Origin of the sequence: Microbacterium sp. NPDC064942, from assembly GCF_049545525.1 — a bacterium.
Lineage (GTDB): Bacteria > Actinomycetota > Actinomycetes > Actinomycetales > Microbacteriaceae > Microbacterium > Microbacterium gawkjiense.
Genome location: NZ_JBMWDR010000001.1, coordinates 130,188 through 154,941 on the forward strand (window position 1 = coordinate 130,188; position 24,754 = coordinate 154,941).

24 protein-coding genes are annotated in these 24,754 nt (G+C 69.4%); 9 read left to right on the plus strand and 15 right to left on the minus strand.

The genetic code is table 11. From position 1 onward, the window contains the following. On the minus strand, positions 1 to 864 hold the full coding sequence (locus tag ACPEH2_RS00600; protein ID WP_359918150.1) for an Fpg/Nei family DNA glycosylase: 864 nt from the start codon (positions 862 to 864) through the stop codon (positions 1 to 3). Positions 865 to 907: 43 nt separating this feature from the next. Next, positions 908 to 1,465 (minus strand): GNAT family N-acetyltransferase, encoded by a 558-nt coding sequence (locus tag ACPEH2_RS00605; RefSeq protein WP_423718010.1) that lies wholly within the window; start codon positions 1,463 to 1,465, stop codon positions 908 to 910. Positions 1,466 to 1,666: 201 nt separating this feature from the next. Here ACPEH2_RS00605 and ACPEH2_RS00610 point away from each other — a divergent pair, with 201 nt between their 5' ends. Further along, complete coding sequence (locus tag ACPEH2_RS00610) at positions 1,667 to 2,530, plus strand: DUF559 domain-containing protein (RefSeq protein WP_311862990.1); 864 nt, start codon at positions 1,667 to 1,669, stop codon at positions 2,528 to 2,530. Between the two features lie 112 nt (positions 2,531 to 2,642). Here ACPEH2_RS00610 and ACPEH2_RS00615 read toward each other — a convergent pair whose 3' ends face one another. From ACPEH2_RS00615 to sdhC, 8 genes are read right to left on the minus strand one after another with little or no spacing between them, the layout of a single operon-like run. Continuing rightward, positions 2,643 to 3,092: a hypothetical protein gene (locus ACPEH2_RS00615; RefSeq protein ID WP_359918148.1), complete on the minus strand. Its 450-nt coding sequence runs from the start codon at positions 3,090 to 3,092 to the stop codon at positions 2,643 to 2,645. Next, positions 3,085 to 4,089, minus strand: coding sequence for a tryptophan--tRNA ligase (gene trpS / locus ACPEH2_RS00620; RefSeq protein ID WP_082886045.1), 1,005 nt, complete (start codon positions 4,087 to 4,089; stop codon positions 3,085 to 3,087). Before trpS ends, ACPEH2_RS00615 begins: the two co-directional genes overlap by 8 nt. A gap of 47 nt (positions 4,090 to 4,136) precedes the next feature. Further along, entirely contained in the window at positions 4,137 to 4,976 is an 840-nt protein-coding gene (locus ACPEH2_RS00625; protein WP_359918147.1) for an exodeoxyribonuclease III, read from the minus strand. A gap of 10 nt (positions 4,977 to 4,986) precedes the next feature. Continuing rightward, positions 4,987 to 6,150, minus strand: a complete 1,164-nt coding sequence (locus tag ACPEH2_RS00630) for a YihY/virulence factor BrkB family protein (protein WP_359918146.1) — start codon at positions 6,148 to 6,150, stop codon at positions 4,987 to 4,989. 21 nt (positions 6,151 to 6,171) lie between these two features. After that, positions 6,172 to 6,939 carry a succinate dehydrogenase iron-sulfur subunit gene (locus ACPEH2_RS00635; protein WP_217531052.1) on the minus strand — a complete coding sequence of 256 codons (768 nt, stop codon included), beginning with the start codon at positions 6,937 to 6,939 and terminating at the stop codon, positions 6,172 to 6,174. Then, a complete protein-coding gene (sdhA, locus tag ACPEH2_RS00640; protein WP_064001350.1) occupies positions 6,939 to 8,765 on the minus strand; it encodes a succinate dehydrogenase flavoprotein subunit in 1,827 nt (608 codons plus the stop codon). The genes ACPEH2_RS00635 and sdhA overlap by 1 nt, the downstream gene beginning before the upstream one ends. 47 nt (positions 8,766 to 8,812) lie before the next feature. Beyond that, the gene (sdhD, locus tag ACPEH2_RS00645) at positions 8,813 to 9,274 is read right to left on the minus strand and encodes a succinate dehydrogenase, hydrophobic membrane anchor protein (RefSeq protein WP_359918145.1); all 462 of its coding nucleotides are present in this window, start codon (positions 9,272 to 9,274) and stop codon (positions 8,813 to 8,815) included. Further along, a complete protein-coding gene (gene sdhC / locus ACPEH2_RS00650) occupies positions 9,274 to 9,708 on the minus strand; it encodes a succinate dehydrogenase, cytochrome b556 subunit (RefSeq protein WP_311284339.1) in 435 nt (144 codons plus the stop codon). Before sdhC ends, sdhD begins: the two co-directional genes overlap by 1 nt. 230 nt (positions 9,709 to 9,938) lie before the next feature. On the opposite strand from sdhC, the gene ACPEH2_RS00655 reads away from it, so the two are divergent. The 8 genes from ACPEH2_RS00655 to ACPEH2_RS00690 all read left to right on the plus strand — a co-directional run bounded on the left by ACPEH2_RS00655 (position 9,939) and on the right by ACPEH2_RS00690 (position 19,376). After that, positions 9,939 to 11,051 carry a mannose-1-phosphate guanylyltransferase gene (locus tag ACPEH2_RS00655; protein ID WP_359918144.1) on the plus strand — a complete coding sequence of 371 codons (1,113 nt, stop codon included), beginning with the start codon at positions 9,939 to 9,941 and terminating at the stop codon, positions 11,049 to 11,051. A gap of 173 nt (positions 11,052 to 11,224) precedes the next feature. Next, on the plus strand, positions 11,225 to 12,334 hold the full coding sequence (locus ACPEH2_RS00660; RefSeq protein WP_359918305.1) for a BMP family lipoprotein: 1,110 nt from the start codon (positions 11,225 to 11,227) through the stop codon (positions 12,332 to 12,334). 90 nt (positions 12,335 to 12,424) lie between these two features. Further along, entirely contained in the window at positions 12,425 to 13,945 is a 1,521-nt protein-coding gene (locus ACPEH2_RS00665) for an ABC transporter ATP-binding protein (RefSeq protein WP_064001355.1), read from the plus strand. A 56-nt stretch (positions 13,946 to 14,001) separates the two neighbouring features. After that, a complete protein-coding gene (locus ACPEH2_RS00670) occupies positions 14,002 to 15,219 on the plus strand; it encodes an ABC transporter permease (protein ID WP_359918303.1) in 1,218 nt (405 codons plus the stop codon). Further along, positions 15,216 to 16,499 (plus strand): ABC transporter permease, encoded by a 1,284-nt coding sequence (locus ACPEH2_RS00675; RefSeq protein WP_423718011.1) that lies wholly within the window; start codon positions 15,216 to 15,218, stop codon positions 16,497 to 16,499. The genes ACPEH2_RS00670 and ACPEH2_RS00675 overlap by 4 nt, the downstream gene beginning before the upstream one ends. Beyond that, the gene (locus ACPEH2_RS00680; protein WP_374209375.1) at positions 16,441 to 16,947 is read left to right on the plus strand and encodes a cytidine deaminase; all 507 of its coding nucleotides are present in this window, start codon (positions 16,441 to 16,443) and stop codon (positions 16,945 to 16,947) included. Before ACPEH2_RS00675 ends, ACPEH2_RS00680 begins: the two co-directional genes overlap by 59 nt. Further along, entirely contained in the window at positions 16,944 to 18,236 is a 1,293-nt protein-coding gene (locus tag ACPEH2_RS00685) for a thymidine phosphorylase (protein WP_359918143.1), read from the plus strand. Before ACPEH2_RS00680 ends, ACPEH2_RS00685 begins: the two co-directional genes overlap by 4 nt. A gap of 24 nt (positions 18,237 to 18,260) precedes the next feature. Further along, positions 18,261 to 19,376 carry an adenosine deaminase gene (locus ACPEH2_RS00690; RefSeq protein ID WP_064001357.1) on the plus strand — a complete coding sequence of 372 codons (1,116 nt, stop codon included), beginning with the start codon at positions 18,261 to 18,263 and terminating at the stop codon, positions 19,374 to 19,376. Positions 19,377 to 19,475: 99 nt separating this feature from the next. On the opposite strand, the gene ACPEH2_RS00695 is transcribed toward ACPEH2_RS00690, so the two are convergent. From ACPEH2_RS00695 to ACPEH2_RS00715, 5 genes are all read right to left on the minus strand, one after another. Beyond that, complete coding sequence (locus ACPEH2_RS00695) at positions 19,476 to 20,291, minus strand: endonuclease domain-containing protein (protein ID WP_423718012.1); 816 nt, start codon at positions 20,289 to 20,291, stop codon at positions 19,476 to 19,478. A gap of 389 nt (positions 20,292 to 20,680) precedes the next feature. Then, positions 20,681 to 21,439: an alpha/beta hydrolase gene (locus ACPEH2_RS00700; RefSeq protein WP_423718013.1), complete on the minus strand. Its 759-nt coding sequence runs from the start codon at positions 21,437 to 21,439 to the stop codon at positions 20,681 to 20,683. Continuing rightward, positions 21,436 to 22,599 (minus strand): mannitol-1-phosphate 5-dehydrogenase, encoded by a 1,164-nt coding sequence (locus ACPEH2_RS00705; RefSeq protein ID WP_423718014.1) that lies wholly within the window; start codon positions 22,597 to 22,599, stop codon positions 21,436 to 21,438. The genes ACPEH2_RS00700 and ACPEH2_RS00705 overlap by 4 nt, the downstream gene beginning before the upstream one ends. After that, complete coding sequence (locus ACPEH2_RS00710) at positions 22,596 to 23,036, minus strand: PTS sugar transporter subunit IIA (protein WP_018188772.1); 441 nt, start codon at positions 23,034 to 23,036, stop codon at positions 22,596 to 22,598. Before ACPEH2_RS00710 ends, ACPEH2_RS00705 begins: the two co-directional genes overlap by 4 nt. Positions 23,037 to 23,121: 85 nt before the next feature. Then, the gene (locus tag ACPEH2_RS00715) at positions 23,122 to 24,747 is read right to left on the minus strand and encodes a PTS mannitol transporter subunit IICB (RefSeq protein WP_423718015.1); all 1,626 of its coding nucleotides are present in this window, start codon (positions 24,745 to 24,747) and stop codon (positions 23,122 to 23,124) included. Positions 24,748 to 24,754 lie beyond the last annotated feature (7 nt).

Sequence of the window (24,754 nt, forward strand, 5' to 3'; positions counted from 1 at the left end):
CTACTTCAGCAGCCGCGACAGCCGGCGGTCGGCGAGGATCTTGCCGCCCGTCTGGCACGTCGGGCAGTACTCGAGGCTGTTGTCGGCGAAGAAGACCGACCGCACCTCGTCGCCGCACACCGGGCACGCCTCGCCGCGGCGGCCGTGGACGGCCATCCCGCGCCGTTTGGCGTCCTTGAGGTCGGCGGGCGGTTTGCCGGATGCCGCGGCCACCGCCTCGGCGAGCGTCTGCTGCATCGCCGCGTAGAGCCGATCGATCTCGGCATCCGTCAGCGTTGCCGCCAGGGCATAGGGAGACATCTTTGCGGCGTGGAGGATCTCGTCGGAGTAGGCGTTGCCGATGCCGGCGATGATCGACTGGTCGCGCAGGACGCCCTTGATCTGCGTCCGGCGTCCGGCGAGGAGCTGCGCGAGCGTGTCGCGGGTGAATCCGTCGTCGAGCGGATCGGCACCGAGGCGTGCGATCCCCGGAATGTCGGCGGGGGAGCGCGCCGCGTAGTACGCGAGCGACTTCTTGGTGCCGGCCTCCGTCAGGTCGAACCCGGAGCCGTCGTCGAAACCCACCCGCAGCGCGATCGGGGTCTTACCCGGCCGGATGACCGTCGCCGGCAGTTGGTCGTACCACCGCAACCAGCCCGCCTTGGCGAGATGGAAGATGAGGTGGGCACCGGCATCCGTCTCGACGTCGACGAACTTGCCGTGCCGCTGCGCACCCGTCACCGTCGCGCCCGTCATCGCGTCGATCGGAGGGTCGTACGTCTTCAGCGCGGCGATGTTCGCGACCGACACCTTCGTGACGGTCAGTCCCGTCGCGCGCTCGCGGAGGAAGTCGACCAGTCCCTGCACCTCGGGCATCTCAGGCATGCGGTCATCCTGCCACCCCGGTCCGACGGCGGTGAGGGGGTTGTCAGATCACCGGCCAGGGCACCGGTATGCGGTCGTCGGTCGGCAGGAGCCCTGCGATCCAGCCGTCGTGGCGTCCGCGGGGGTCGTTCAGATCCTGCCGGAGGAGGCCCTCGTACCGGAAGCCGAGCTTCTGAGCGACGCGCGCCGACGGGACGTTGCCGACGATCGCGCGCCACTGGATGCGCGCGAGCCGGAGCGGTTCGGCGAACCCCGCGTCGATCACGGCGGTCGCCGCCTCGGTGAGGTAGCCGTGGCCGCGGGCCGAGGCATCCATCCAGAACCCGATCTCGGCGGACCCCTGCTTCTCGAACCGGTGCAGCCCGATCATGCCGATCCAGCGGCCCTCGAGGCGGATGCCCCAGGTGAGCTCGCTCTCCTCGTCCCACCAGGCGGCCGCCTTGGCGATGAACTCCTCGGCGTCGCGACGCTCGTACGGCGCAGGGAGCGTCGTCCACCGCGGCACCTCCGGGTCCTGCGCCGCGGCGGTGATCGCATCGACGTCGGCGTCGGTCGGCACCGACAGTTCGAGACGCTCCGTCCGCAGGGTCACCGGTTCCATCCTCCGACCCTATCCACGCACGTGCCGTCTTCCGTTCCGGATGCAGGTGCAGATGCGCCGTGGACGGCGCTCGTCGACGCATTCGCCTTCTCCTCCTGCATTCGGCACGGAGACTCCTCCCCGAGGTCGTCTTCGGAACGACCGACCACATTCCCCGCCGAAGCAGGCTGCGCACTGGGCGGTGTCGGGGAGCGTCGTCGCATGACCTCGTCGCACGATCGGCGTGCCTTCGCCGCCGAAGCAGAAACCCTCCTCGCCGTGCGGTCACAGACCGCGCACGAACTCCGTTCGGCAGGGATGTCGAAACGGTCGATCGCGCGGGCTGCGGCGGATGGCATGATCCTGGCGGTCCGTCGCGGCCGGTACGTCGCCTCGGACGCGCCGGTCGATGTCATCCGCGCCGCGCGCGTCGGCGGTCGACTGACCTGCGTGAGCGCGCTCCGGCTCTTGGGGATCTTCACCCTCGCGTCGGAGGATCTGCATGTGCACGTCCCGCCGCACGCGGCTCGCCTCCGGATACCGCAGGAGGGAGCCTTCCGGCACTGGTCGCCACCGATCGGGCAGCGACCTTCCGGCGCCGGCATTTCTCACCCATGGGACCTCCTCGCCCACGCGATCGTCTGCCAGCCACCCGCGGCGGCTGTGGCGACCCTCGACAGTGCCCTGCACCGGGGCCTGGTCGCTCCGTCTGAGCTCGATCTCGTCTTCGCCGCCGTGCCTCGCAAGTACCGCGTCATCCGGAATCTGCTCGACGGCCGAGCCGAGTCCGGGCCGGAGTCGTTGATGCGCCTCATCTTGCGTCGCCTCGGCGTGAGGGTGGAGTTGCAGGTGAGGATCGACGGCGTGGGGAGGGTCGATCTACTTGTCGACGGATGGCTTGTCGTCGAGTGCGACAGTGATGCGCACCATTCCGGTCCGCTCGCCCACCGGGTCGACCGAGGCCGCGACCTGGCGCTCGCTGCACTCGGCTACACGACGCTCCGGCCGATGGCGGCCGACATCATGTGGAATCCCGACCGGGTGGTTGCAGCGGTGAGGGGATTGCTGCGCGCGCGGCGACGCTGACGCTGTGCCGAACGCAGGTTCAGCGTCGGTGATGCGGTCGGAAACGTCCTGAATGCGCGTCTGAACCTGCATCCGGTACGCGAACCGTCGTGCACTCCGCGCTCGTGCGGCGTCAGCCCTCGGGGTGCTGCTGGATCCAGACCGCCATCGCGGCCAGGTTCGCCAGCGGGGCCATGGCGCCGATCGCGGGGGCGTCGAACACCATCGAGGCGACGCCGGCCTCGGCGTAGGAGGCGACCCATCCGGCGGCATCCGGCAACGGCACGGCCAGCAGCCTGCCGGTCTCCTCGGGCGGGATGCCGAAGCCCGCCGCAGCGGCCTGTGCACGCTCCGGCGTCGAGAAGCCGAAGATCGCCGGACCCTGCTCGGTCGAGGCGGCGAACGGCGTGGGCTCCTGGTCGGTGCCGCGGGCGATGAAGATCCACTTCTCGAGCGCGAACACCGCCCGCCACAGGCGTTCCTGCGCGGCGCGGTCGTCGGGCGCAGCCATGGACGGGCCGGCCGCCGCGTCGATCGCGGCGACGAGCTCGGGCGCGGGGCTGAGCCTCGGTTCCTCAGACACGTCGCAGCAGTCCGAGCTTGTCGTACACGTCGTTGAGGGTGCGGTCGGCGACCTCGTCGGCGCGCGCCGCGTTGGCGGCGAGCACCCGGTCGAGCTCGGCCGGGTCGTCGAGCAGTTCGAGCGCCCGCTCGCGCACGGGACCGAACTCCGACACCACGACCTCGGCGAGGCCCTTCTTGAAGTCGCCGTAGCCGCGGCCGGCGTACTCGTCCTCGATCGAGGGGATCTGCCGCCCCGTCAGGGCGGCGTAGATCACGAGCAGGTTCGACACCCCGGGCTTGGCCTCGCGGTCGTACCGGACGACACCCTCCGAGTCCGTGACGGCGCGCATGACCTTCTTCGCCGACTTCGACGGGTCGTCCAGGAGCCAGAGCACACCGGCATCCGATTCGGCGGACTTCGACATCTTGGACGTCGGGTTCTGCAGGTCGTAGATGCGGGCGGTGTCCTTCTGGATCACCGGCATCGGCACGCGGAACGCCTCGCCGTAGCGGCCGTTGAAGCGCTCCGCCAGCGTGCGGGTCAGTTCGACGTGCTGCTTCTGGTCGTCGCCGACGGGCACGATGTCGGTCTGGTACAGCAGGATGTCGGCGGCCATGAGGATCGGATAGGTGAACAGACCGACGTTCGTGGCGTCGGTGCCGTAGCGAGCCGACTTGTCCTTGAACTGGGTCATCCGGTTCGCCTCGCCGAAGCCGGTCACGGTCGACAGCACCCAGGCGAGCTCGGCGTGCGCGCGCACATGCGACTGCACGTACAGCGTCGACTTCGACGGCTCGATGCCCGCGGCGATGTACTGCGCCGCGGTCCGCCGGGTCTTCTCCCGCAGCTCGGCGGGGTCGTTCGGCTGGGTGAGGGCGTGCAGGTCGACCACGGAGAAGAACGCGTCGTAGGACTCCTGCAGGTCCCGCCACTGCATGAGCGCCCCGATGTAGTTGCCGATCTGGAGGGAGTCGGCGGAGGGCTGCATTCCGGAGTACAGGCGGGGTTTGCTCACCCTACGATCCTAGGCGCGAACGGATGCCGCGCCCCTCGCCGCCGGCTTCAGCCGCCGAGCGTGTAGTCGGCCACGACGGGCGCGTGGTCGCTCCAGCGCGTGTCCCAGGAGGGCGCCCGGACGACGTGGTAATCGGTCGCGCGGGTCGCGAGTTCGGCGGTCGCGAGGTGGTAGTCGATGCGCCAGCCGGTGTCGTTGTCGAACGCCTTGCCGCGGTTGGACCACCACGTGTACGGCCCGTCGATCTCTCCGGCGAACGAGCGCCCGACGTCGACCCAGCCGAGGCCGCGACCGCTCTCGCCGTCCACGGTGGTGACGGTCTCGCCCGCGGGTGCGGTGAACCGGTCGAAGTACGCCCGCTCGCGGGGCAGGAATCCGGCCTTCTTGACGTTGCCCTTCCAGTTGCGGATGTCGAGCTCACGGTGGCCGACGTTGAGGTCGCCGGTGATGAGGGCGAGGTCGCCGAGGTGCGGCATCCGCTCTTCCGTCGCGTCGAGGAACGCGTACTTGGCGTCCTGCTTCTCGGTACCCGCCTCGCCCGTGAAGACGTAAGCGCTGACGACGGTGAGGGTCTCGCCCTCGACCTCGACGTCCGCCTCGACCCAGCGCCCCTTCGAGTCGAGCGTGTCGTCGCCCAGCTCGATGCGCCAGACGTCCAGCGGCTCGCGGGCGGCGATGGCGACGCCGGCACGCCCCTTCGCGAGGGCTTCGTCGTTCACGACGTGCCAGCCGGGCAGGGCGGCGGTGAGATCGGATGCCTCGGCCCGCACCTCCTGCAGCGTGAGGATGTCGACCCCCGCCGTTTCGAGCCAGCCGTGCATGCCCTTCCGGGCGGCGGCGCGGATGCCGTTGACGTTGACGGAGGCGATGCGGACGGTTCGAGGCACGCCTTTCAGCCTAAGCGGGGCCGCCGACACCGGTCGTGCCGCGGGTCTGCGCGAGCAGGTCCTCGGCGCGACGGAGGTCCCGGCGCGCGCCCGGGCGCTCCCACCACCTCGCGCGGGCGAGCGCCGACCGGGCCTCGCGCACGCCCGCCTCGGCGACCACCCGTAGCGCCTCGCGCTCGGCGGCGCGCTGCTGCTCGGCGGTCGGGGGCGCGAGGGGGATGTCGGCATCCCGAGCCGCGACCCCGATCCAGGATGCCGCGACGAGCATCACGATCCCGGCCAGACGCAGCCACAGCAGCAGACCGACGACGACGGAGAAGGTGGCGAGCAGGGGGTTGGTGGGGGAGTAGGCGGCGAGGAAACCGAAGCCCAGCTGCAGGAGCGCGAGCGTCGCGCCGCCGGCGGTCGCCCCGGGGATGATGGAGCGCCACGGCAGCGAGGTCCCGGTGAGGAAGCGGATCAGCAGCGTCAGAGCGGCGGAGTTGAGCGCGACGCTGACGACGACCGACCCGATCCGGCTGGCGAGTTCGGCGGCCGATGAGGGCACGTCGACCTCCAGCCACCGCAACGCCTGCGTCAGGACACCGCCGGCGACCAGCCCCAGGCCGGCGCCGAGGACGAGCGCGGCGCCGAACAGGATCGCCGCGACGAGGTCGCCGAGTTTCAGCAGCACGAAGCTGCGGGTGTCGAACGGCAGCCCGAAGATGTTGCGGACGGCCCGTCGGGTGAAGGTGACGAACCCGATGGCGGTCCACACGGCGACACCGAGGGCGATCGTTCCGGTGACGGCGAGCAGGCTGCCGCTGTCGCGGGCGATCGACGCCACGTCGTCGGGATCCACGGGCCCCGCCTCACCGATGAAGCCCGGGATGTAGGAGTTGACGACCCGGATGAGGCCGTCGATCGCCGCCTGCGACCCGCCGAGCCACAGGCCGACCACGGCGAACGCCGAGTACAGCGTCGCGAACAGCGCGAACAGGGACTGGTAGCTGATGGATGCCGCCAGCAGGAACCCGTTCCGACGCAGGAAGTGCCGCCACACCCGCACCGGGAACGAGGCGACCGTCCGGCGGGTGATCTGCGTCGCGCGCTCGATCGGCTGGTCGAGGCGTTCCCGCAGACGAGACGCCTCCCACCGCTCGCGCAGGGGAGGCGTCGTGTCGTCCGAGGTCACGCCTCGAGGGTATCGGCCGGTTCAGCCGCGCAGGACCGCCCGCTTGACCTCGGCGATGGCCTTCGTGATCTCGATGCCGCGGGGGCAGGCCTCGGTGCAGTTGAAGGTCGTGCGGCAGCGCCACACGCCCTCCTTGTCGTTGAGGATGTCGAGGCGCACGTCGCCGGCGTCGTCGCGCGAGTCGAAGATGAAGCGGTGCGCGTTGACGATCGCGGCGGGGCCGAAGTACTGACCGTCGGTCCAGAACACGGGGCACGACGAGGTGCACGCGGCGCAGAGGATGCACTTGGTGGTGTCGTCGTAAACGGCGCGGTCCTTGATGGACTGGATGCGCTCCTTGCCCGGCTCGGGCGCGGTGTTCGCCTGCAGGAAGGGCTGCACGTCGCGGAAGGACTCGAAGAACGGGTCCATGTCGACGATGAGGTCCTTCTCGAGCGGCAGGCCCTTGATCGCCTCGACGTAGATCGGCTTCGAGATGTCGAGGTCCTTGATCAGCGTCTTGCAGGCGAGGCGGTTGCGGCCGTTGATGCGCATGGCGTCCGAGCCGCAGATGCCGTGCGCGCACGAGCGACGGAAGCTGAGCGTCCCGTCGACGTCCCACTTGATGCGGTGCAGCGCGTCGAGCACGCGGTCGGTCGGGTACATCTCGACGTCGTAGTCGACCCAGCGGGGCTCCGCATCCACTTCGGGGTCGAAGCGCCGGATGATGAAGGTGACCAGGTACGACTGGATGCCGGAGTCGGTGGACTCCTTCGTGCCGGTCGGAGCGTCGGAATCGACGATGGTCATCAGTACTTCCTCTCCATCGGCGGGTAGTTGTACTCGCCCTGCTCGTTCTTGGTGAACACGACCGGCTTCCAGTCCAGGCGGATGTGGTCCTCGGGGTTCGCGGAGTGCGGGTCGCCCGTGAGGTAGGCCATCGTGTGCTGCATGTACTTCTCGTCGTCGCGGTCGGGGTAGTCCTCGCGCATGTGACCGCCACGGCTCTCACGCCGGTTGCGGGCGGCGTAGGCGACGATCTCGGCGATGTCGAGCAGGAAGCCCAGCTCGACGGCCTCGAGCAGGTCGGTGTTGTACCGCTTGCCCTTGTCGTCGACGTGGACGTTCTTGTACCGCTCGCGCAGGTCGTTGATCGTGCCCATGACGTTGGTGAGCGTCTCCTCGGTGCGGAACACCTGGGCGTTGGCGTCCATCTCCTCCTGCAGCTTCTTGCGGAGGGTGGAGATGCGCTCGGTGCCGGTGTTGTTCCGCAGGCCCTCGATCATCTCGCGGACCTCCTTCGCGGGGTCCTCGGGGAGGGGCATGAACTCGGCCGTCTTCACGTACTCGACCGCGTTCTGACCCGAGCGCTTGCCGAAGACGTTGATGTCGAGCAGCGAGTTCGTGCCGAGGCGGTTCGCACCGTGCACGGACACGCACGCGCACTCGCCGGCGGCGTAGAGGCCGGGGACGACGGTGTCGTTGTCGGCGAGGACCTCACCCTTGGTGTTGGTCGGGATGCCGCCCATCGCGTAGTGCGCGGTCGGCATGACCGGCACCGGCTCGACGACCGGGTCGACACCCAGGTAGGTGCGGGCGAACTCGGTGATGTCGGGGAGCTTGGTCTCGAGGACCTCTGCGCCGAGGTGCGTGCAGTCCAGGTAGACGTAGTCCTTGTTCGGGCCGGCGCCGCGGCCCTCGAGGACCTCCTTGACCATGCACCGGGCGACGATGTCGCGGGGGGCGAGGTCCTTGATGGTGGGGGCGTAGCGCTCCATGAAGCGCTCACCCGAGGCGTTGCGGAGGATCGCGCCCTCGCCGCGCGCACCTTCGGTCAGGAGGATGCCGAGGCCCGCCAGACCTGTCGGGTGGAACTGGAAGAACTCGATGTCCTCGAGCGGCAGACCCTTGCGCCACACGATGCCGACGCCGTCACCGGTCAGGGTGTGCGCGTTCGAGGTGGTCTTGAAGATCTTGCCGAAGCCGCCGGTGGCGAAGATGACGGCCTTCGCGTGGAAGACGTGCAGGTCGCCGGTGGCGAGCTCGTAGGCGACGACACCCGCGATGCCGGTGCGACCCACGGCATCCTTCACCGTGATCAGGTCGAGCGCGTAGAACTCGTTGAAGAAGTTGATGCCGAGCTTGACGCAGTTCTGGAACAGCGTCTGCAGGATCATGTGGCCGGTGCGGTCGGCGGCGTAGCAGGCGCGGCGGACCGGGTTCTTGCCGTGCTCGGCGGTGTGGCCGCCGAACCGGCGCTGGTCGATCTTGCCGTCGGGCGTGCGGTTGAAGGGCAGGCCCATGTTCTCGAGGTCGATGACCGCGTCGATGGCCTCCTTCGCGAGGATCTCGGCCGCGTCCTGGTCGACGAGGTAATCGCCGCCCTTGACGGTGTCGAAGGTGTGCCACTCCCACGAGTCCTCTTCGACGTTCGCCAGCGCCGCAGCCATGCCACCCTGCGCCGCGCCGGTGTGGCTGCGCGTGGGGTAAAGCTTCGTGATGACGGCGGTCTTGGCCCCGGGACCCGCCTCGATGGCGGCGCGCATGCCCGCGCCGCCGGCGCCGACGATGACGACATCGAACTGGTGGTAGTGGACGCCGTCCTTGACGACGGAGTCCGCGGTCTGAGTGCTCACGTGACGATTGCCTCTGTTCTATCCGTATGCGGGCCGGTCGTACCGGCTCAGCCCTGCGCCTTGCAGACCTCGGCCAGAACGCTGCCGTCGAGGTTGGGGATGCAGGGGTCGAAGGTGAAGACGACGAGGGTGCCCAGCAGGATCATGAATCCGGCGACGACCCACAGGCTGGTGACGAGCACCTTCCGCACCTTCGCGTTGGTGACGTAGTCGTTGACGATCGTCCGCATGCCATTGGTGCCGTGGATGAACGCGAGCCACAGCATCAGCACGTCCCAGATCTGCCAGAACGGGTTCGCGAACTTGCCCGCCACGAAGGCGAAGTCGAGCGCCGAGATGCCGTCGCCGACCATCAGGTTGACGAAGAGGTGGCCGAAGATGAGCACGATCAGCAGCACGCCCGAGACGCGCATGAAGACCCAGCCCCACTTCTCGAGGTTCGGTCCCTTCTTGCGGACGGCGGCCTTGCCCTGCGGGGTGCGGGGTGCGACGAGGGTGTCGGCGGTCATCAGCGCTCGCCTCCCATGTGCGAGAAGACGTTCGGAAGGTGGCGGGCGGAGAACCCGACGAGCGCGACGGCCCAGACGGCGAGGACGCCCCACCACAGTTGACGCTGGTGGCGCGTGGCCCACGGCCACAGGTCGACCGCGATGATGCGGAGCCCGTTGAACGCGTGGTACACGATGGCGGCGACCAGCGCGACCTCGCCGAGACCCATGATCGGGTTCTTGTACGTGCCGATGACTGCGTTGTATGCGTCGGGGGAGACCCGGATGAGGGCCGTGTCGAGCACATGCACGAGCAGGAAGAAGAAGATGGCGATGCCGGTGATGCGGTGCAGCACCCACGACCACATGCCCTCGTTGCCGCGGTACAGCGTGCCGCGCGGGGTCTTGGACGTGGTCTCAGCTACCGACGGCGTGACGCGTGCTGGTGCAGACACGGTCGTCCTCCCTTGGGTGAGATGGGTCGCTGCGCGGCGAGGTCACGGCATCCCGAGGGAATGTCGCCCATCGTCGCAAGCGGGCGCAGCGTCCATCCTAAGCGGCCCTGAAGGTGCCGGGCGAGGAAGGGGAGCCTTAGAACATCTTGGTCACGGCCGCGGCCTCGGCCGACCGTCGTCGTCATGCGTCCGGAACGGGGGCGTCACGAGCGGCCGGTAGGGTTCGGAGCATGGTCGAACACATCGAGGACTTCTACGCCGTGATCCCCGCCGGAGGCGTCGGTTCGCGGCTGTGGCCGCTCTCACGGGCGGATGCGCCGAAGTTCCTCCACGACCTCACCGGCTCGGGGCATTCGTTGCTGCGCGACACCTGGAACCGGCTCGAGCCGCTCGCCGGCCCCGACCGGATCGCCGTCGTCACCGGGCGCGCCCACCGTGCCGCGGTCGAGGCGCAACTGCCGGGCATCCCCGACAAGAACGTCATCCTCGAGTCCGAGCCGCGGGACTCGGCCGCGGCGATCGGTCTCGCAGCGGCGATCCTGCACCGCCGGCATCCCGACGTCGTCATCGGCTCCTTCGCGGCCGACCACGTCATCCGCGGATCGCGCGTCTTCGAGTTCGCGGTGCGCGACGCCGTCGAGGTCGCCCGCGAGGGGTACATCTGCACGATCGGCATCCAGCCCTCCGAGCCCGCCGTGGGCTTCGGCTACATCAAGAGGGGCGGCGAGTTGATCGTCGACGGCGCCCGGGATGCCTCGCTGGTCGAGCGTTTCGTCGAGAAGCCCGACCTCGAGACCGCCAAGACCTACGTCGCCGACCGCTCCTACCTCTGGAACGCGGGCATGTTCATCTCGCGGGCCGACGTGCTGCTCGCCGAGATCGAGGCCAACAACCCCGCCCTGCACGCCGGGCTCATCGAGCTGGCGGAGGCCTGGGACGACCGCGACCGACGCGGGCCCGCCGTCGACCGGATCTGGCCCACGCTCGAGAAGATCGCCATCGACTACGTCGTCGCCGAGCCCGCCGCCGAGAAGGGCCGGCTCGCCGTCGTGCCGGGCCACTTCGACTGGGACGACGTCGGCGACTTCGCGAGTCTCGCGAAGCTCAACTCCGGCGGCCGCACCGACCTGGCCATCCTCGGTCAGAACGCACGCGTGCTGTCGGACCGGGCCAGCGGCATCGTGGTGTCGCAGACGAGCCGCGTCATCAGCATCATCGGCGTGAAGGACATCGTCGTCGTCGACACCGACGACGCGCTGCTCGTCACCACCGCCGAGCACGCCCAGCGCGTCAAGAGCGTCGTCGACGCCCTGAAGGTCACCGGGCGCGGCGACGTGCTCTGATCGGCGTCATCCGGGATTCGCAATTGTGCAGGATGCCGCTCCCGTGACGGGATGATTGCGGCTTTGTAACCATTCCGGCGTACGGCCTGATCACGCTGCGTCCTCGGCGTCACAGTAGGTAACTTCAGTTGAGCCGCCGCGAAGTCCGCGGCGCCTTCAATGTGGAGGCTGCATTGACTCTCTCGACCCCCAAGAAGCTCGTCGGCATCTCCGCCGCAGCGGGCCTTCTCGTCGCCCTCGCCGGATGTGGGACCGCACCCGAAGCCACCCCCTCCGGCAGCGCCGGCGCTGAGCCCGGCGGAGCCGTCGACGGCTTCCTGCCCTGCATGGTGTCCGACTTCGGCGGCTTCGACGACAAGTCGTTCAACCAGCTCGGTTTCGAGGGCCTGCAGAAGGCCTCCGAGGCGCTCGGCGTCGAGCCGATCACGGTCCAGTCCGACAGCGAGACCGACTTCGCCCCCAACCTGCAGAACCTGGTCGACCAGAACTGCACCATGATCATCACGGTCGGCTTCGCCCTGGCATCCGCCGCGGGTGAGTCCGCGAAGGCCAACCCCGACATCGAGTACGTCTCGATCGACGACCCGGTGGACAACGACTTCGACGGCAAGACCGACGCCCCGAACATCAAGCCGCTGCTGTTCGACACCTCGCAGGCCGCGTTCCTCGCCGGTTACGCCGCCGCGTCGTACTCGGAGGCCGACAAGGTCGGCACCTTCGGCGGCCAGCCCTACCCGACCGTCACGGTCTTCATGGACGGTTTCCGTCAGGGCGTCGAGTACTGGAACGAGCAGAAGGGCGAGAACGTCGAGGTTCTCGGCTGGGACGGCAAGGACGGTGTCTTCACCGGTGGCTTCACCGCCAACCAGGACGCCATCAACGCCGCCCAGGGTCTCGTCGACCAGGGCGTGGACGTGCTGCTGCCCGTCGGCGGCCCGATCTACCAGTCCGCGGCATCCGTCATCCGTGACTCCGGCCGCGACATCGCCCTCATCGGTGTCGACGCGGACGTCTACGAGACCGACCCGAGCGTCGCCGAGCTGCTGCTGACCTCGATCCGCAAGCTGATCGACGTCGGTGTCGAGGACGCCGTCACCGCCGCGGGCAAGGGCGAGTTCGACGCCGCCCCGTTCATCGGAACGCTCGAGAACGACGGTGTCGGCCTCGCGCCGTTCCACGACTTCGAGTCGAAGGTCTCGCCCGACCTGCAGGGTGAGCTCGACACAATCAAGGCGGGCATCGTGGACGGGTCGATCACGGTCGACTCCTACCTCGCCCAGTAATCCCCTTCGGACGTGGGGGGCCGGAGTTCCGGCCCCCCACGTTCTTTGCGTCCGGTGCGCTCTGCGCGCCCCTCTCTTAGGATCGGCTCTATGAAGCTCGAGCTCCGCGGCATCACCAAGCGGTTCGGATCACTCGTCGCCAACGACCACATCGACCTCGTCGTCCAGCCCGGTGAGATCCACTGTCTCCTCGGTGAGAACGGCGCCGGCAAGTCGACGCTGATGAACGTCCTCTACGGCCTGTACCAGGCGGACGAGGGGGCGATCCTCCTCGACGACCAGGTGCAGAACTTCACCGGCCCCGGCGATGCGATGCACGCCGGCATCGGCATGGTGCACCAGCACTTCATGCTCATCCCCGTCTTCACCGTCGCCGAGAACGTCATGCTCGGCCACGAGTCCACCAAAGCCGGTGGATTCCTCGACCTGGCCGCTGCGCGCGAGAAGGTCCGCGAGATCTCCGCACGATTCGGGTTCGACGTCGATCCCGACGCCCTCGTCGAAGACCTGCCCGTCGGCGTGCAGCAGCGTGTCGAGATCATCAAGGCGCTGTCCCGCGACGCGCGCGTCCTCGTCTTCGACGAGCCGACCGCCGTCCTCACGCCGCAGGAGACCGATGAGCTCATCGCGATCATGCGTCAGTTGAAGGATGCCGGGACCTCGATCGTCTTCATCACCCACAAGCTCCGCGAGGTCCGCGAGGTCGCGGACCGCATCACCGTCATCCGCCTGGGCAAGGTCGTCGGCGAGGCCTCGCCGACCGCGTCCAACGCCGAGCTCGCCTCGTTGATGGTCGGCCGTGCCGTCGAGCTGACCGTGCAGAAGGAGGCGCCGAAGCTCAACGACGCCGCCCTCGTCGTCGAGAACCTCACGGTCGTCGACCCGTTCGGCCATGTCGTCGTCAGCGACGTCAGCTTCACCGTCCGCGGTGGTGAGGTCCTCGCCATCGCGGGCGTGCAGGGCAACGGTCAGACCGAGCTCACCGAGGCGCTCCTCGGCCTCCAGCCGCAGACGCGCGGTTCGATCTCCCTCAACGGCACGGAGCTCGTGGGACGCAGCGTCCGCCGCATCCTCGACGAGGGTGTCGGTTTCGTCCCCGAGGACCGCACCGAGGACGGCCTCGTGGGTGCGTTCACGATCGCCGAGAACCTCATGCTCGACCGGGCCGACGGCGAGCCGTTCGTCCGCGGCGGCGCCGTTCAGCGCGGCGTGCTCGAGGCGTTCGCGCAGGAGAAGTTCGCCGAGTTCGACGTGCGGGCCCCCGGCATCCACACCCCGGTCGGCCGTCTCTCGGGCGGCAACCAGCAGAAGGTCGTCCTCGCCCGCGAGCTCAGCCGCGACCTGTCGCTCTTCGTCGCCGCCCAGCCCACCCGCGGCGTCGACGTCGGGTCGATCGAGTTCATCCACAAGCGGATCGTCGACACGCGGGATGCCGGGGTGCCGGTCATCGTCGTCTCGACCGAGCTCGATGAGGTCACCGCCCTCGCCGACCGCATCATGGTCATGTACCGCGGACGCATCGTCGGGATCGTCCCGGGAGACACAGAACGTGAGGTCCTCGGCCTCATGATGGCGGGCGAGAGCGCCCCCGGAGAGGGGGTCGCGGCGTGAGCGTCGCCACCGAACCCGCGCGCACCGACGCGCCCCAGCCGTCCAAGTGGCACACGATGCTCCTGCAGATCACGCAGGGCAGCGCGATCATCTCGGTCCTGGCCGTCGTCCTCGCCCTCATCGCCGGCGGCATCATGATCGCGGCGACCGACGACGGCGTCCAGGCGGCATCCGGCTACTTCTTCGCCCGCCCGGGTGACACGTTCGTCGCCATCTGGCAGGCGGTGTCGGGAGCATACGGCGCCCTCTTCCAGGGCTCGATCTTCAACTTCGGTGCGCCGACCTTCGCCCGCGCGATCCGTCCGCTCACCGAGACGCTCACCTTCGCCACGCCGCTCATCGCGGCCGGCCTCGGCGTCGCGCTCGCGTTCCGGATCGGCATGTTCAACATCGGTGGTCGCGGTCAGATGCTGATGGCGTCGGCCGCCGCCGGGTGGGTCGCGTTCGGCCTGGATCTGCCGCCCGTCATCCACATGCTGGTGGCGCTGCTGGCCGGCATCATGGCGGGCTCGCTCTGGGCGGGCATCGCGGGGTTCCTCAAGGCCCGCACCGGTGCGCACGAGGTGATCGTCACGATCATGCTCAACTACGTCGCGTTCTACCTCGTGTCGTGGATGCTGCGCACGCCTGGTCTGCTGCAGGCACCGGGCTCCAGCAACCCGAAGACGCCCGCGATGAAGGAGACGGCGATCCTGCCGGACCTCCTCGGGCCGCAGTTCAATCTGCACCTCGGCTTCGTCCTCGTCATCATCGCCACGGTCGTCGTCTGGTGGATCCTCAACCGCTCGAGCCTCGGCTTCCAATTCCGGGCCGTGGGCGAGAACCCCGCCGCCGCGCGCGTCGCGGGCATCAGCGTGCCGCGCATGTACGTCTACGGCATGCTCCTGGCCGGTGGTCTCGTGGGCCTCGCCGGCGTGAACCAGGTGCTCGGCACCGTGACGACGGGCTTCTCGTCCGACATCGACGCGGGCATCGGCTTCGACGCCATCACCGTCGCCCTGCTCGGACGGTCGACCCCGTGGGGCACGTTCGCCGCCGGCATCCTCTTCGGCGCCTTCAAGGCGGGCGGATTCTCGATGCAGGCGGCCGAGCAGGTCCCGATCGAGATCGTGACCGTCGTCCAGGCGCTCATCGTCCTCTTCATCGCGGCGCCGCCGCTCGTCCGCACGATCTTCGGCCTGCCCTCGCCCGAGCGCGACCGGCGCCGCGTCGAGAAGGCGCGCCGCAAGGAGCTCAAGGCGCAGTCCGACAAGTCGCAGGAGGTGGCCGCGTGAGCGCCCCCGTGGTTCAGACCTCGACGGCCGACGTGCTGCCCGAGACCACAATCATCCGCAGCTGGAAGGCTCCGATCGCCCTCGCGGTGTTCACAGTCCTCTACGCGCTGCTCGTGCTCGTCGCCGCCCGCGGCGGCGAGAGCACCTTCCGCCTGTCGACCCAGACCGACGTGATCAAGCTGGCCGATCTGGTGGTCCCGGTCGGCGCGACGACCACCGGCATCCTGGTGCTGCTGGTCCTGCTCACCGCCGGGTCGGCGTACCTCGTCCGCAGTTCGGGACGCTCGCCGCTGTGGGTCACAGTCACGTACGTCCTCCTCGTGGTCGTGGGGTTCCTGACCTGGGCCGCTGCCGGCGCCGCGATCCCCGTCGTGGGTCTGCTGGCGGGCTCCCTCACCCTCGCCGTGCCGCTCATCTACGGCGCGCTCGGCGGCGTCATCGGCGAGCGGGTGGGCGTCGTCAACATCGCGATCGAGGGTCAGCTGCTCGCCGGCGCCTTCACGGCAGCCGTGGTCAGCACCGTCACCGGTCAGCCCCTGCTGGGTCTCGTGGCGGCGATGGTCGCCGGTGTGCTCGTGGCGGCGATCCTCGCCGTGTTCGCGATCCGCTACCTCGTCGACCAGGTCATCGTCGGTGTCGTGCTCAACGTCCTCGTCACGGGCCTCACGAGCTTCCTCTTCTCGCAGGTGCTCCAGCCCAACGCGGCGACGCTGAACCAGCCGCCGCGATTCGACCGCATCCCGATCCCGCTGTTGAGCGACATCCCCGTCCTCGGGCCGGTGCTGTTCCGCCAGACGATCATCGTGTACGTCATGTACATCGTCGTCGCGGCGGTGTTCTTCGGGATGTTCCGCACCCGGTGGGGACTGCGACTGCGTGCCGTCGGCGAGCACCCGCAGGCCGCCGACACGGTCGGCATCAAGGTCAACGCGACCCGGTTCTGGAACGTGCTGCTCGCCGGTGCGATCGCGGGCCTCGGCGGCACGGTCTTCACGATCGGCAACGGCATCGCGTTCAACAAGGAGATGACCGCCGGCGCCGGCTTCATCGCCCTCGCCGCCGTCATCTTCGGCCAGTGGAACCCCATCCGCGCCACCCTCGCCGCGCTGCTGTTCGGCTTCGCGTCGAACCTGCAGAACACGCTCAGCGTGATCGGCGCGCCCGTGCCCAGCGAGTTCATGCTGATGGTGCCCTACGTCGTGACGATCTTCGTCGTGGCCGGTGTCGTCGGCAAGTCGCGGGCACCCGCCGCGTCGGGCAAGCCCTACATCAAGGGCTGACCGGGATGCCGCGACCCGCGGCATCCGCTCAACTACAGAGGAAGAAGTCGTGACCGACATCGATTGGGACGAGCTGCGTTCGGCAGCCGTCGAGGCCATGGAGAAGGCGTACGCGCCGTACTCCCGTTACCGCGTGGGCGCTGCGGCGCTCGTGAGCGACGGACGGATCGTGACCGGCTGCAACGTCGAGAACGCGTCGTACGGCGTCGGCCTGTGCGCCGAGTGCGGCCTGGTCGGGAACCTGCACATGACCGGCGGCGGCGAGCTCGTGGCGTTCGTCTGCGTCAACAACGACGGCGAGACGATCATGCCGTGCGGGCGGTGCCGGCAGCTGCTCAACGAGTTCGCGATCCCCGGGATGCTGCTCGAGACCGTGTCGGGAATCCGCACGATCGACGAGGTCCTCCCCGACGCCTTCGGTCCGCGCGATCTGGAGGCCGCCCGATGAGCGGGGTCGAGGCGTTCGACGCCGTCGACGTCATCCGCATCAAGCGCGACGGGGGAGCGGTCCCCGAGGACGCCCTGCGCTGGATGATCGACGCCTACACGCGCGAATACGTCGCGGACTCGCAGATGGCGGCCTTCGCCATGTCGGTGCTGCTGAACGGCATGAGCCGCGACGAGATCCGCGTCATGACCGACGCGATGATCGCCTCCGGTGAGCGGATGAGCTTCGCCGGTCTCGGCAAGCCGACCGTCGACAAGCACTCCACCGGCGGTGTCGGCGACAAGATCACCCTGCCGCTGGCCCCCCTCGTCGCCTCGTTCGGTGTCGCGGTGCCGCAGCTCTCGGGCCGCGGCCTCGGCCACACCGGCGGTACGCTCGACAAGCTCGAGGCCATCCCCGGCTGGCGAGCAGCCCTCAGCAACGACGAGATGATCGCGCAGATGCAGGGCGTCGGCGCCGTCATCTGCGCGGCCGGATCGGGGCTCGCCCCCGCCGACAAGCGCCTGTACGCGCTGCGCGACGTCACCGGAACCGTCGAGGCGATCCCGCTCATCGCCTCGAGCATCATGTCCAAGAAGATCGCCGAAGGCACCGACTCGCTCGTCCTGGACGTGAAGTTCGGCTCCGGCGCGTTCATGCAGGACGTCGACAAGGCGCGCGAGCTCGCCCGCACGATGGTCGCGCTCGGCACCGACTCGGGTGTCGCCACGACGGCACTCCTGACCGACATGAACACGCCGCTCGGCCTCGCCATCGGCAACGCGAACGAGGTCCGCGAATCGGTCGAGGTGCTCGCCGGCGGCGGCCCCGCCGACATCGTCGAACTCACCGTGGCCCTCGCCCGCGAGATGCTCGCCCTTGCCGGTCAGCCCGATGCCGACGTCGAGGCCGCCCTGAAGGACGGCCGCGCCATGGATTCCTGGCGCCGCATGATCCAAGCGCAGGACGGCGACCCGGATGCCGCGCTCCCGACCGCGCGCGAGACGCACACCGTCACCGCGACCGAGTCCGGCGTGATCACGCGCCTCGAGGCCCTGCCGTTCGGGATCGCCGCGTGGCGCCTGGGCGCGGGCCGGGCACGTGCGCAGGACCCCGTCATCCACGCCGCCGGCATCGACCTGCACGTGAAGCCGGGCGACACCGTGACGGCCGGACAGCCGCTGTTCACCCTGCTGGCCGACGATGAGAACCGCTTCGCGCGGGCCACCGAGGCGCTCGAGGGCGCCTGGGAGATCGGTGCCGAGGCACCGGCATCCACTCCGCTCGTCCTCGAGCGCATCACCGCCTGACCCCCTCACGACAGGACTGCACCCATGGCCATCGACCAGCACGGCGACGCGAAGCTCGAGGGCGTCTCGATCCGCTCGCTCCCCAAGGTCTCGCTGCACGACCACCTCGACGGCGCGCTGCGCCCGCAGACGATCATCGAGATCGCCGACGAGGTCGGCGTCGAGGTCCCCGAGGCGGCCGCCGACGACCTCGCCGACTGGTTCGAGGACCAGTCCGACAGCGGCTCGCTCGTCGAGTACCTGAAGACCTTCGATCTCACGATCGCCGTGATGCAGACCCGCGACGGCCTGCGCCGTGTCGCGAAGGAGTTCGTCGAGGATCTCGCCGCCGACGGCGTGATCTACGGCGAGGTCCGCTGGGCTCCCGAGCAGCACCTGCAGGGCGGTCTGAGCCTCGACGAGGTCGTGGAGGCCGTGCAGGAGGGCATCGAAGAGGGTGAGGACGCCGTCGAGGCGTCGGGCCGCGACATCCGGGTCGGCCAGCTCATCAGCGCGATGCGCCACACCGACCGGTCGCTCGAGATCGCCGAGCTCGCCGTCCGCCACCGCGGGCGCGGCGCGGTCGGGTTCGACATCGCCGGTCCCGAGGCCGGGTTCCCGCCGTCGAACCTGCGCCCGGCGTTCGACTACCTGGCATCCGCCTTCTTCCCGGCCACGGTCCACGCGGGTGAGGCAGCAGGCCTGGACTCGATCCGCTCGGCCCTCATCGACGGACGCGCTCTGCGCCTCGGACACGGCGTGCGCATCGCCGAGGACCTCGACGTCGTCGAGCAGAAGGGCGAGGAGGTGCAGGTGCGCTTCGGCGACCTCGCCCGCTGGGTGCGCGACCGTGAGATCCCGCTGGAGCTCTCGCCGTCGTCGAACCTGCAGACCGGCGCGATCGCCGCGTGGGGGACGCAGCTCGAGGACCACCCCTTCGACCTGCTCTACCAGCTCGGGTTCGCCGTCACGGTGAATGTCGACAACCGTACGATGAGCCGCACGTCGCTCACGCGCGAACTCTCGCTGCTCGCCGACGCGTTCGAGTACACGCTCGAGGACCTCGAGGCGTTCCAGCTGAACGCGGCCGCGGCCGCCTTCCTCACGATCGAGGAGCGCGAGGAGCTCATCGAGCTCATCGGCGAGGGCTTCTCGGCCTGACGGCTGCTGCACCGGCGCGCCGGCACTGTCCGCGGAGTTCTCCGGGTCCTGGCCCGCAATTCGGTCCGGAGCGGGGACACACCCTCCGATTCTCCGCGGTCAGTGCCGGGCGAGGGCATAACTGATCGACGTTCGGACGCGATCACGGTGGTACTGGATGTCCTCCGCGAGCGGGCGCACCGTGGCGTAGCCGAGCGCGGCGGCCGCGAGGTCCCGTCTGCGGTCGCGCTTCTGCGCCTCCCACCCCTCGTGGTGGGCGCGGCTGTCGCATTCGATGATCAGCCATCCCTCCACGACGAAGTCGACCCGCCCGACGGTCGGGATCCTGACCTGCGTCTCGAATCGGCAACCCAGCGAGCGGAGGATCAGTCGCATCAGGGTCTCCGGTCCGGACTCTGCCGATGGGTCCATGAGGGATCTGAGGCTACGATGCCTCTGGGGTAGCCGGCGGAAGGCCTCCGCGATGGCGGTCTCGTCGATGAGACCCAGGTGCCAGGCGCTGTCGAGGGTCGCGACGGCGGCTCGAGGTTCCTGGCACCGGACGGCAGCCACGACCGCGCTGACGATGTCGACGGCCGTCGCGCTTGTCGGCAGCGATGCGGGCCGCCAGTGTCGGACGACATCGGGCTCAGCCGGCGCGAGGCTGCTGCGGTGCGGCGTCACCTGGACGTGCAATCGCGTATCCGAGAGGACGTACACGCCGAGCGTCCGCAGCAGCGATACGCAGTCCAGGCGGTCACCCGATCGAGCAGCGCGAATCAGGTCGGGATGCGCGTTCCCCGGGAGGTAACGGTCCCGACGCACGCGCACGAGTCGCCCGGCGGCCACGGCGACGTCGATATCGCGTCGTCGCATCCCGGCGTCGCGGAGCTCCCGCCGAGAAAGGGCGTGAGCGGGGAGCGTGTGAGCAGACATGCGCACCACGGTGGCGGTTCCGGCGGAGACGCTTGCCGCGGCGGGACCGACCTGGGGAGCAGCACCTCGATCCCGCGTCCGGGGAGGAGCCGGCGTCGACCCTGTGCGCGGAGTTCTGGGCCCGGACCGGGCTGCCTGCGCCGCGCGCGGTATCGGCCGTGTTGCGCCATCCGAGGAGTCTTGTCGCCGGGCGGCCGCTCAGGTCCGCGATCGACGGGGCCGAAGGAGATTTCTCCGCGGTTGGAGCTCGCGGAACGTCGGAGTGAGGCGGCAGTCGGAAGTGGAGACGAGAGTCTTTCCGCGGCTGTGGCCGGAGGTCCGGTGAGGTCCGGTTCCGCGGCTGTCGCCGGGCGTGCGGCTACCCGGCCGGAGTGGGACCTCGGCGGCGCTCAGAGGCGGGGGAGGAGCTCCGCGACGGATGCCGTGATCTCGGCCGTCATGTCGGCGTCGTCGATCGTGGGGGTGCCGTCACCGGCCTGGGGGCCGTAGTCCCCGAAGGAGGCGTGCGCGGCTCCCGCGATCTCCACGAACGCGGCGTCGGCGGGCAGCATCCCGCGGGCGTCCTGGATCTTCTCGGGCGTCGACAGGCCGTCCTCCGCGCCCGAGGTGCTCAGTACCGGCAAGCCGGTATCCGACAGGTCGTTCGCGCAGTAGGAGCCGAAGAGGACGAGCCCGTCGGCATCCGGTGCGAGCTGGCACGCGCGCACGCCGCCCAGCGAGTGGCCGCCCACGAGCCAGGCCTCCACATCCGGTGCGGCGGACGTGAAGTCCGACAGCGGACGCGGGTCGAAGAACGCGAGGTTCAGCCAGGGACGGGTGATGACGACCGTCATCCCGTCTTCGGCGACGAGACCCGACAGCTTCGCCTCGTAGGCCTCGGCCTGGACCTTGGCTCCCGGGATGAAGACGAGACCGACCGTGCTCTCGCCGGACGCCGGCGACATCACGACGTTCCCGCCGGTGTCGGCGACGACGATCCGGTCGTCCTCGCGGACCGAGGCGAGCGGGCCGGCCTCGGCATCCATCACCCCGACCTGGCTCCAGACCACGATGCCCACGACGCCGGCGACGAGCAGCCCCGCCAGCGACAGCGCGACGATCGTGATGACGCGCCGTGCGCGCGACCGGGGCCGCTTCGCCGCGCTCACGCGCGGTAGACGCCGAGCTCGGTCTGCCGCTGCGCGACCTGCTCGAGCACGCGCGCGAAGAGCGGATGCTCCGCGTCGAGGCCCGTGACGGAGGTGGTGAAGGCCGCGGCATCCTCGGTCCGGATGCGCTCCTGCAACTCGACCGCTTGCGGATCTGCGGCGTCCTCGAAGCGCAGAGCGGCGGCGATCGCGGCGACGAGACCGTCCACCGGGAGTCCGCGCTCGGCGGCAGCAGCTGCCGGTCCGATGAAACGTTCGTGGCGCGAGAGCTTGCGCAGCGGCTGCCGGCCGACGCGCTGGACGGTGTCGGGGAGCGCCTCGTTCGAGAACCGGTCGAGAATGGTCGCGCGGTAGTCGGCGAGCTCGCCGGCATCGAGGCCGTGGGTGGCCGACAGGAAGGCGGACGTCTCCTCGAGGGCCCGCTCGACCTCGGTGCGGATGCCGGGGTCGGCGAGGGCGTCCGAGATGCGCGTGATCCCGGCGACGTACCCGAAGTAGGCGGTCGCAGCGTGGCCGGTGTTGACCGTGAAGAGCTTGCGCTCGATGTAGGGAGCGAGGTCGTCGACGAAGTGCGCGCCGGGGATGTTCGGCAGGTCGTCGCCGAAGGGACCGCGCTCGATCGCCCACTCGAAGAACGGCTCGACGGTGACGTCGACGCCGGCGCCCTCGGGCTGGCCCGGGACGATGCGGTCGACCGCGGTGTTCGCGAACACGGCGCGTGTGGAGAGGTCGCCCCAGGCATCACCGGCGAGCTTCTCGATCTCGCCGCGGAGGGTGTCGGTCGCGCCGATCGCGTTCTCGCACGCCATGACCTGGAGGGGCTTCGCGTCCGCCGCTCGACGGGCGAGCCCTTCGAGGATGTGCGGCGCGACGAAGGGCAGGATGTTGGGCCCGACCGCCGTCGTCACGACGTCGGCCGTCGCGATCTCGTCGGCGACCGCGTCGGGGTCGGCCCGGCTGTCGAGGGCGCGGAAACCGGTGACCGTCTTGTCGCCGCCGCCCGGTCCGACCTCGTGAACGGTGTAGGCGGATGCCGCGTTGATCGTCTCGACGAGGGTGGGGGCGACGTCGGAGAAGACGAGGTCGTACCCGCCCTCGTGCAGGAGCAGTCCGACGAAGCCGCGGCCGATGTTGCCGGCGCCGAAGTGGACGGCTTTCATGCGTTGTTCACCGTCGCGAGCAGCTGGTACAGCTCCTCGGGCGTCTGCGCGGCCTTGAGCTTCGCGACCTCCTCGTCCTCGGAGAACAGGAGGGCGATCTGCGACAGGATCTCGAGGTGCTCGTCGCCCTTGCCGGCGATGCCGACGACGAACGACACGTGTTCGCCGCCCCAGTCGACGCCGCCGTCGTAGCGGACGAAGGACAGCGCGGAGTCGAGGATCGCCTCCTTGGTCTCGTTCGTTCCGTGGGGGATGGCGAGTTCGTTGCCCATGTAGGTCGAGACGGCGACCTCGCGCTGCTGCATGGCGTCGAAGTAGGCGCTCGTGACGGCGCCGGCGGCCTCGAGGATGTCGGCGGCCTCCTTCATGGCCTGTTCCTGGCTGACGGAGCCGGAGTGGATGCGGATCTGGCCGAGGGTGAGGACTTCGCGAGCCATGACTTTCTCCTTCTGGGGACTGTGTGTGTGGGAAAACAGCGCTGCGGGGTCGGGACCATTGTTCCCGACCCCGCAGCACTGTGCATCAGGCGTCGCCGCGCTGGCGGCGCACCATCTCCACGACCTCGTCGTACTTCGGCGAGTTCATGAAGTTGTCGACCGAGACGTGCACGGAGCCGGGGGTGACCCCGCGGGCACGATCGGTCAACTGAGCCTGGGTGATGACCAGGTCGGCGGACGGGTCGAGGTTGGCGATCGCCTTGTTGGTGACCGTGACGCCCTCGACGCCCGCCTTCTTGAACTTGTTGCGCAGGACGCTCGCACCCATCGCGGACGACCCCATGCCGGCGTCGCACGCGAACACGATGTTCGAGATCTCGCGGTCGGCGACGGCCGTGCCGGCCGGAGCGGATGCCGCAGCCGCCGCCGTGCCGGAGCCGCGCAGCGCGTCCATCGCCGACGAGGACTTCCCCTTGTTGGCCTCGGTCTGCGCGATCGCGGCGCCGAACGTGTCGCCCTCGGCGGCGAGGTCCCGCTTGCGGGACGCCCGCAGGATGACCGCGGTGATGAGGAACGTCACGACGGCCGCGACGATCACCGAGAGGTACACGACGATTAGGTTCGGCACACCCGCGCCGACCGCGGCCGCGGTGACCGCGATGATGCTGCCGGGAGCGGCCGGGAACTGGAGTCCGCCGTTGAAGAGCATGTTGACGGTCACGCCGCTCGCACCACCCGCGATGAGGGCGAGGATCGTAGCCGGCTTGCTCAGGGCGTACGGGAAGTAGATCTCGTGGATGCCGCCGAGGAACTGGATGATCGCCGCACCGGGGGCGGAGGCCTTGGCCTGACCGACACCGAAGAAGGTGAAGGCCATCAGCAGGCCCAGGCCGGGGCCGGGGTTGGCCTCGATGAGGAACAGGATCGACTTGCCGGTGTCCTCCACCTGCTGCAGGGCCAGCGGGGTGAACACGCCGTGGTTGATGGCGTTGTTGAGGAAGAGCACCTTCGCGGGCTCGACGAAGATCGACAGCAGCGGGAGCAGGCTGAGCGAGACGAGCCAGTCGACGATGCCGCCGAGGAACGCGCTGACGCCGAGCATGATCGGGCCGAACGCGAAGAACCCGATGATCGCGAGGATCATGCCGAGGATGCCGGCGGAGAAGTTGTTGACGAGCATCTCGAAGCCGGGCTTGATCTTGCCGTCCCATAGCTTGTCCATCTGCTTGGTGATCCAGGCCGCCAGCGGACCCATGATCATCGCGCCGAGGAACATCGGGATGTCGGTGCCGACGATGACACCCATGACGGCGATCGTCGCCACGACCCCACCGCGGGCGTCGTAGACCATGCGACCTGCCGTGTTCGCGATGAGCAGCGGCAGGAGGTACGTCACCATCGCGCCGACGAGGCCGATGTACCCGGTGTAGGTCCCGGCGTCACCTTCGGTGAGCGCAGTGCGGGCACCCTGCCACCCGATCTGGGCCACATCTCCGCCGCCGCCGAGGATCTCGGCGACGGGGAACCAGTGCCAGCCGAACGGGCTGCGGGCGCCGAAGAAGCCGTCGGGGATGAAGAGCATGGTGATGAAACCCCATGCGATGAACGCTGCGATGTTCGGCATGATCATGCCGGACAGGAACGTCCCGAATCGCTGCACGCCGACGCGTGCGCGGCTCGGTGCGCGGGTGGCTGTTGTCGCCGTTGACATGTGCTGG

Excerpts from the sequence above, each read along its gene's own strand:
- ACPEH2_RS00670 (WP_359918303.1), top strand. The coding sequence starts at position 14,002 with ATGCTCCTGCAGATCACGCAGGGCAGCGCGATCATCTCGGTCCTGGCC.
- ACPEH2_RS00695 (WP_423718012.1), bottom strand. The coding sequence starts at position 20,291 with ATGTCTGCTCACACGCTCCCCGCTCACGCCCTTTCTCGGCGGGAGCTC.
- ACPEH2_RS00715 (WP_423718015.1), bottom strand. The coding sequence starts at position 24,747 with ATGTCAACGGCGACAACAGCCACCCGCGCACCGAGCCGCGCACGCGTC.
- ACPEH2_RS00690 (WP_064001357.1), top strand. The coding sequence starts at position 18,261 with ATGGCCATCGACCAGCACGGCGACGCGAAGCTCGAGGGCGTCTCGATC.
- ACPEH2_RS00600 (WP_359918150.1), bottom strand. The coding sequence starts at position 864 with ATGCCTGAGATGCCCGAGGTGCAGGGACTGGTCGACTTCCTCCGCGAG.
- ACPEH2_RS00610 (WP_311862990.1), top strand. The coding sequence starts at position 1,667 with ATGACCTCGTCGCACGATCGGCGTGCCTTCGCCGCCGAAGCAGAAACC.
- sdhD (WP_359918145.1), bottom strand. The coding sequence starts at position 9,274 with ATGACCGCCGACACCCTCGTCGCACCCCGCACCCCGCAGGGCAAGGCC.
- ACPEH2_RS00705 (WP_423718014.1), bottom strand. The coding sequence starts at position 22,599 with ATGAAAGCCGTCCACTTCGGCGCCGGCAACATCGGCCGCGGCTTCGTC.
- ACPEH2_RS00710 (WP_018188772.1), bottom strand. The coding sequence starts at position 23,036 with ATGGCTCGCGAAGTCCTCACCCTCGGCCAGATCCGCATCCACTCCGGC.
- ACPEH2_RS00635 (WP_217531052.1), bottom strand. The coding sequence starts at position 6,939 with ATGACCATCGTCGATTCCGACGCTCCGACCGGCACGAAGGAGTCCACC.
- ACPEH2_RS00605 (WP_423718010.1), bottom strand. The coding sequence starts at position 1,465 with ATGGAACCGGTGACCCTGCGGACGGAGCGTCTCGAACTGTCGGTGCCG.
- ACPEH2_RS00685 (WP_359918143.1), top strand. The coding sequence starts at position 16,944 with ATGAGCGGGGTCGAGGCGTTCGACGCCGTCGACGTCATCCGCATCAAG.
- ACPEH2_RS00665 (WP_064001355.1), top strand. The coding sequence starts at position 12,425 with ATGAAGCTCGAGCTCCGCGGCATCACCAAGCGGTTCGGATCACTCGTC.
- ACPEH2_RS00655 (WP_359918144.1), top strand. The coding sequence starts at position 9,939 with ATGGTCGAACACATCGAGGACTTCTACGCCGTGATCCCCGCCGGAGGC.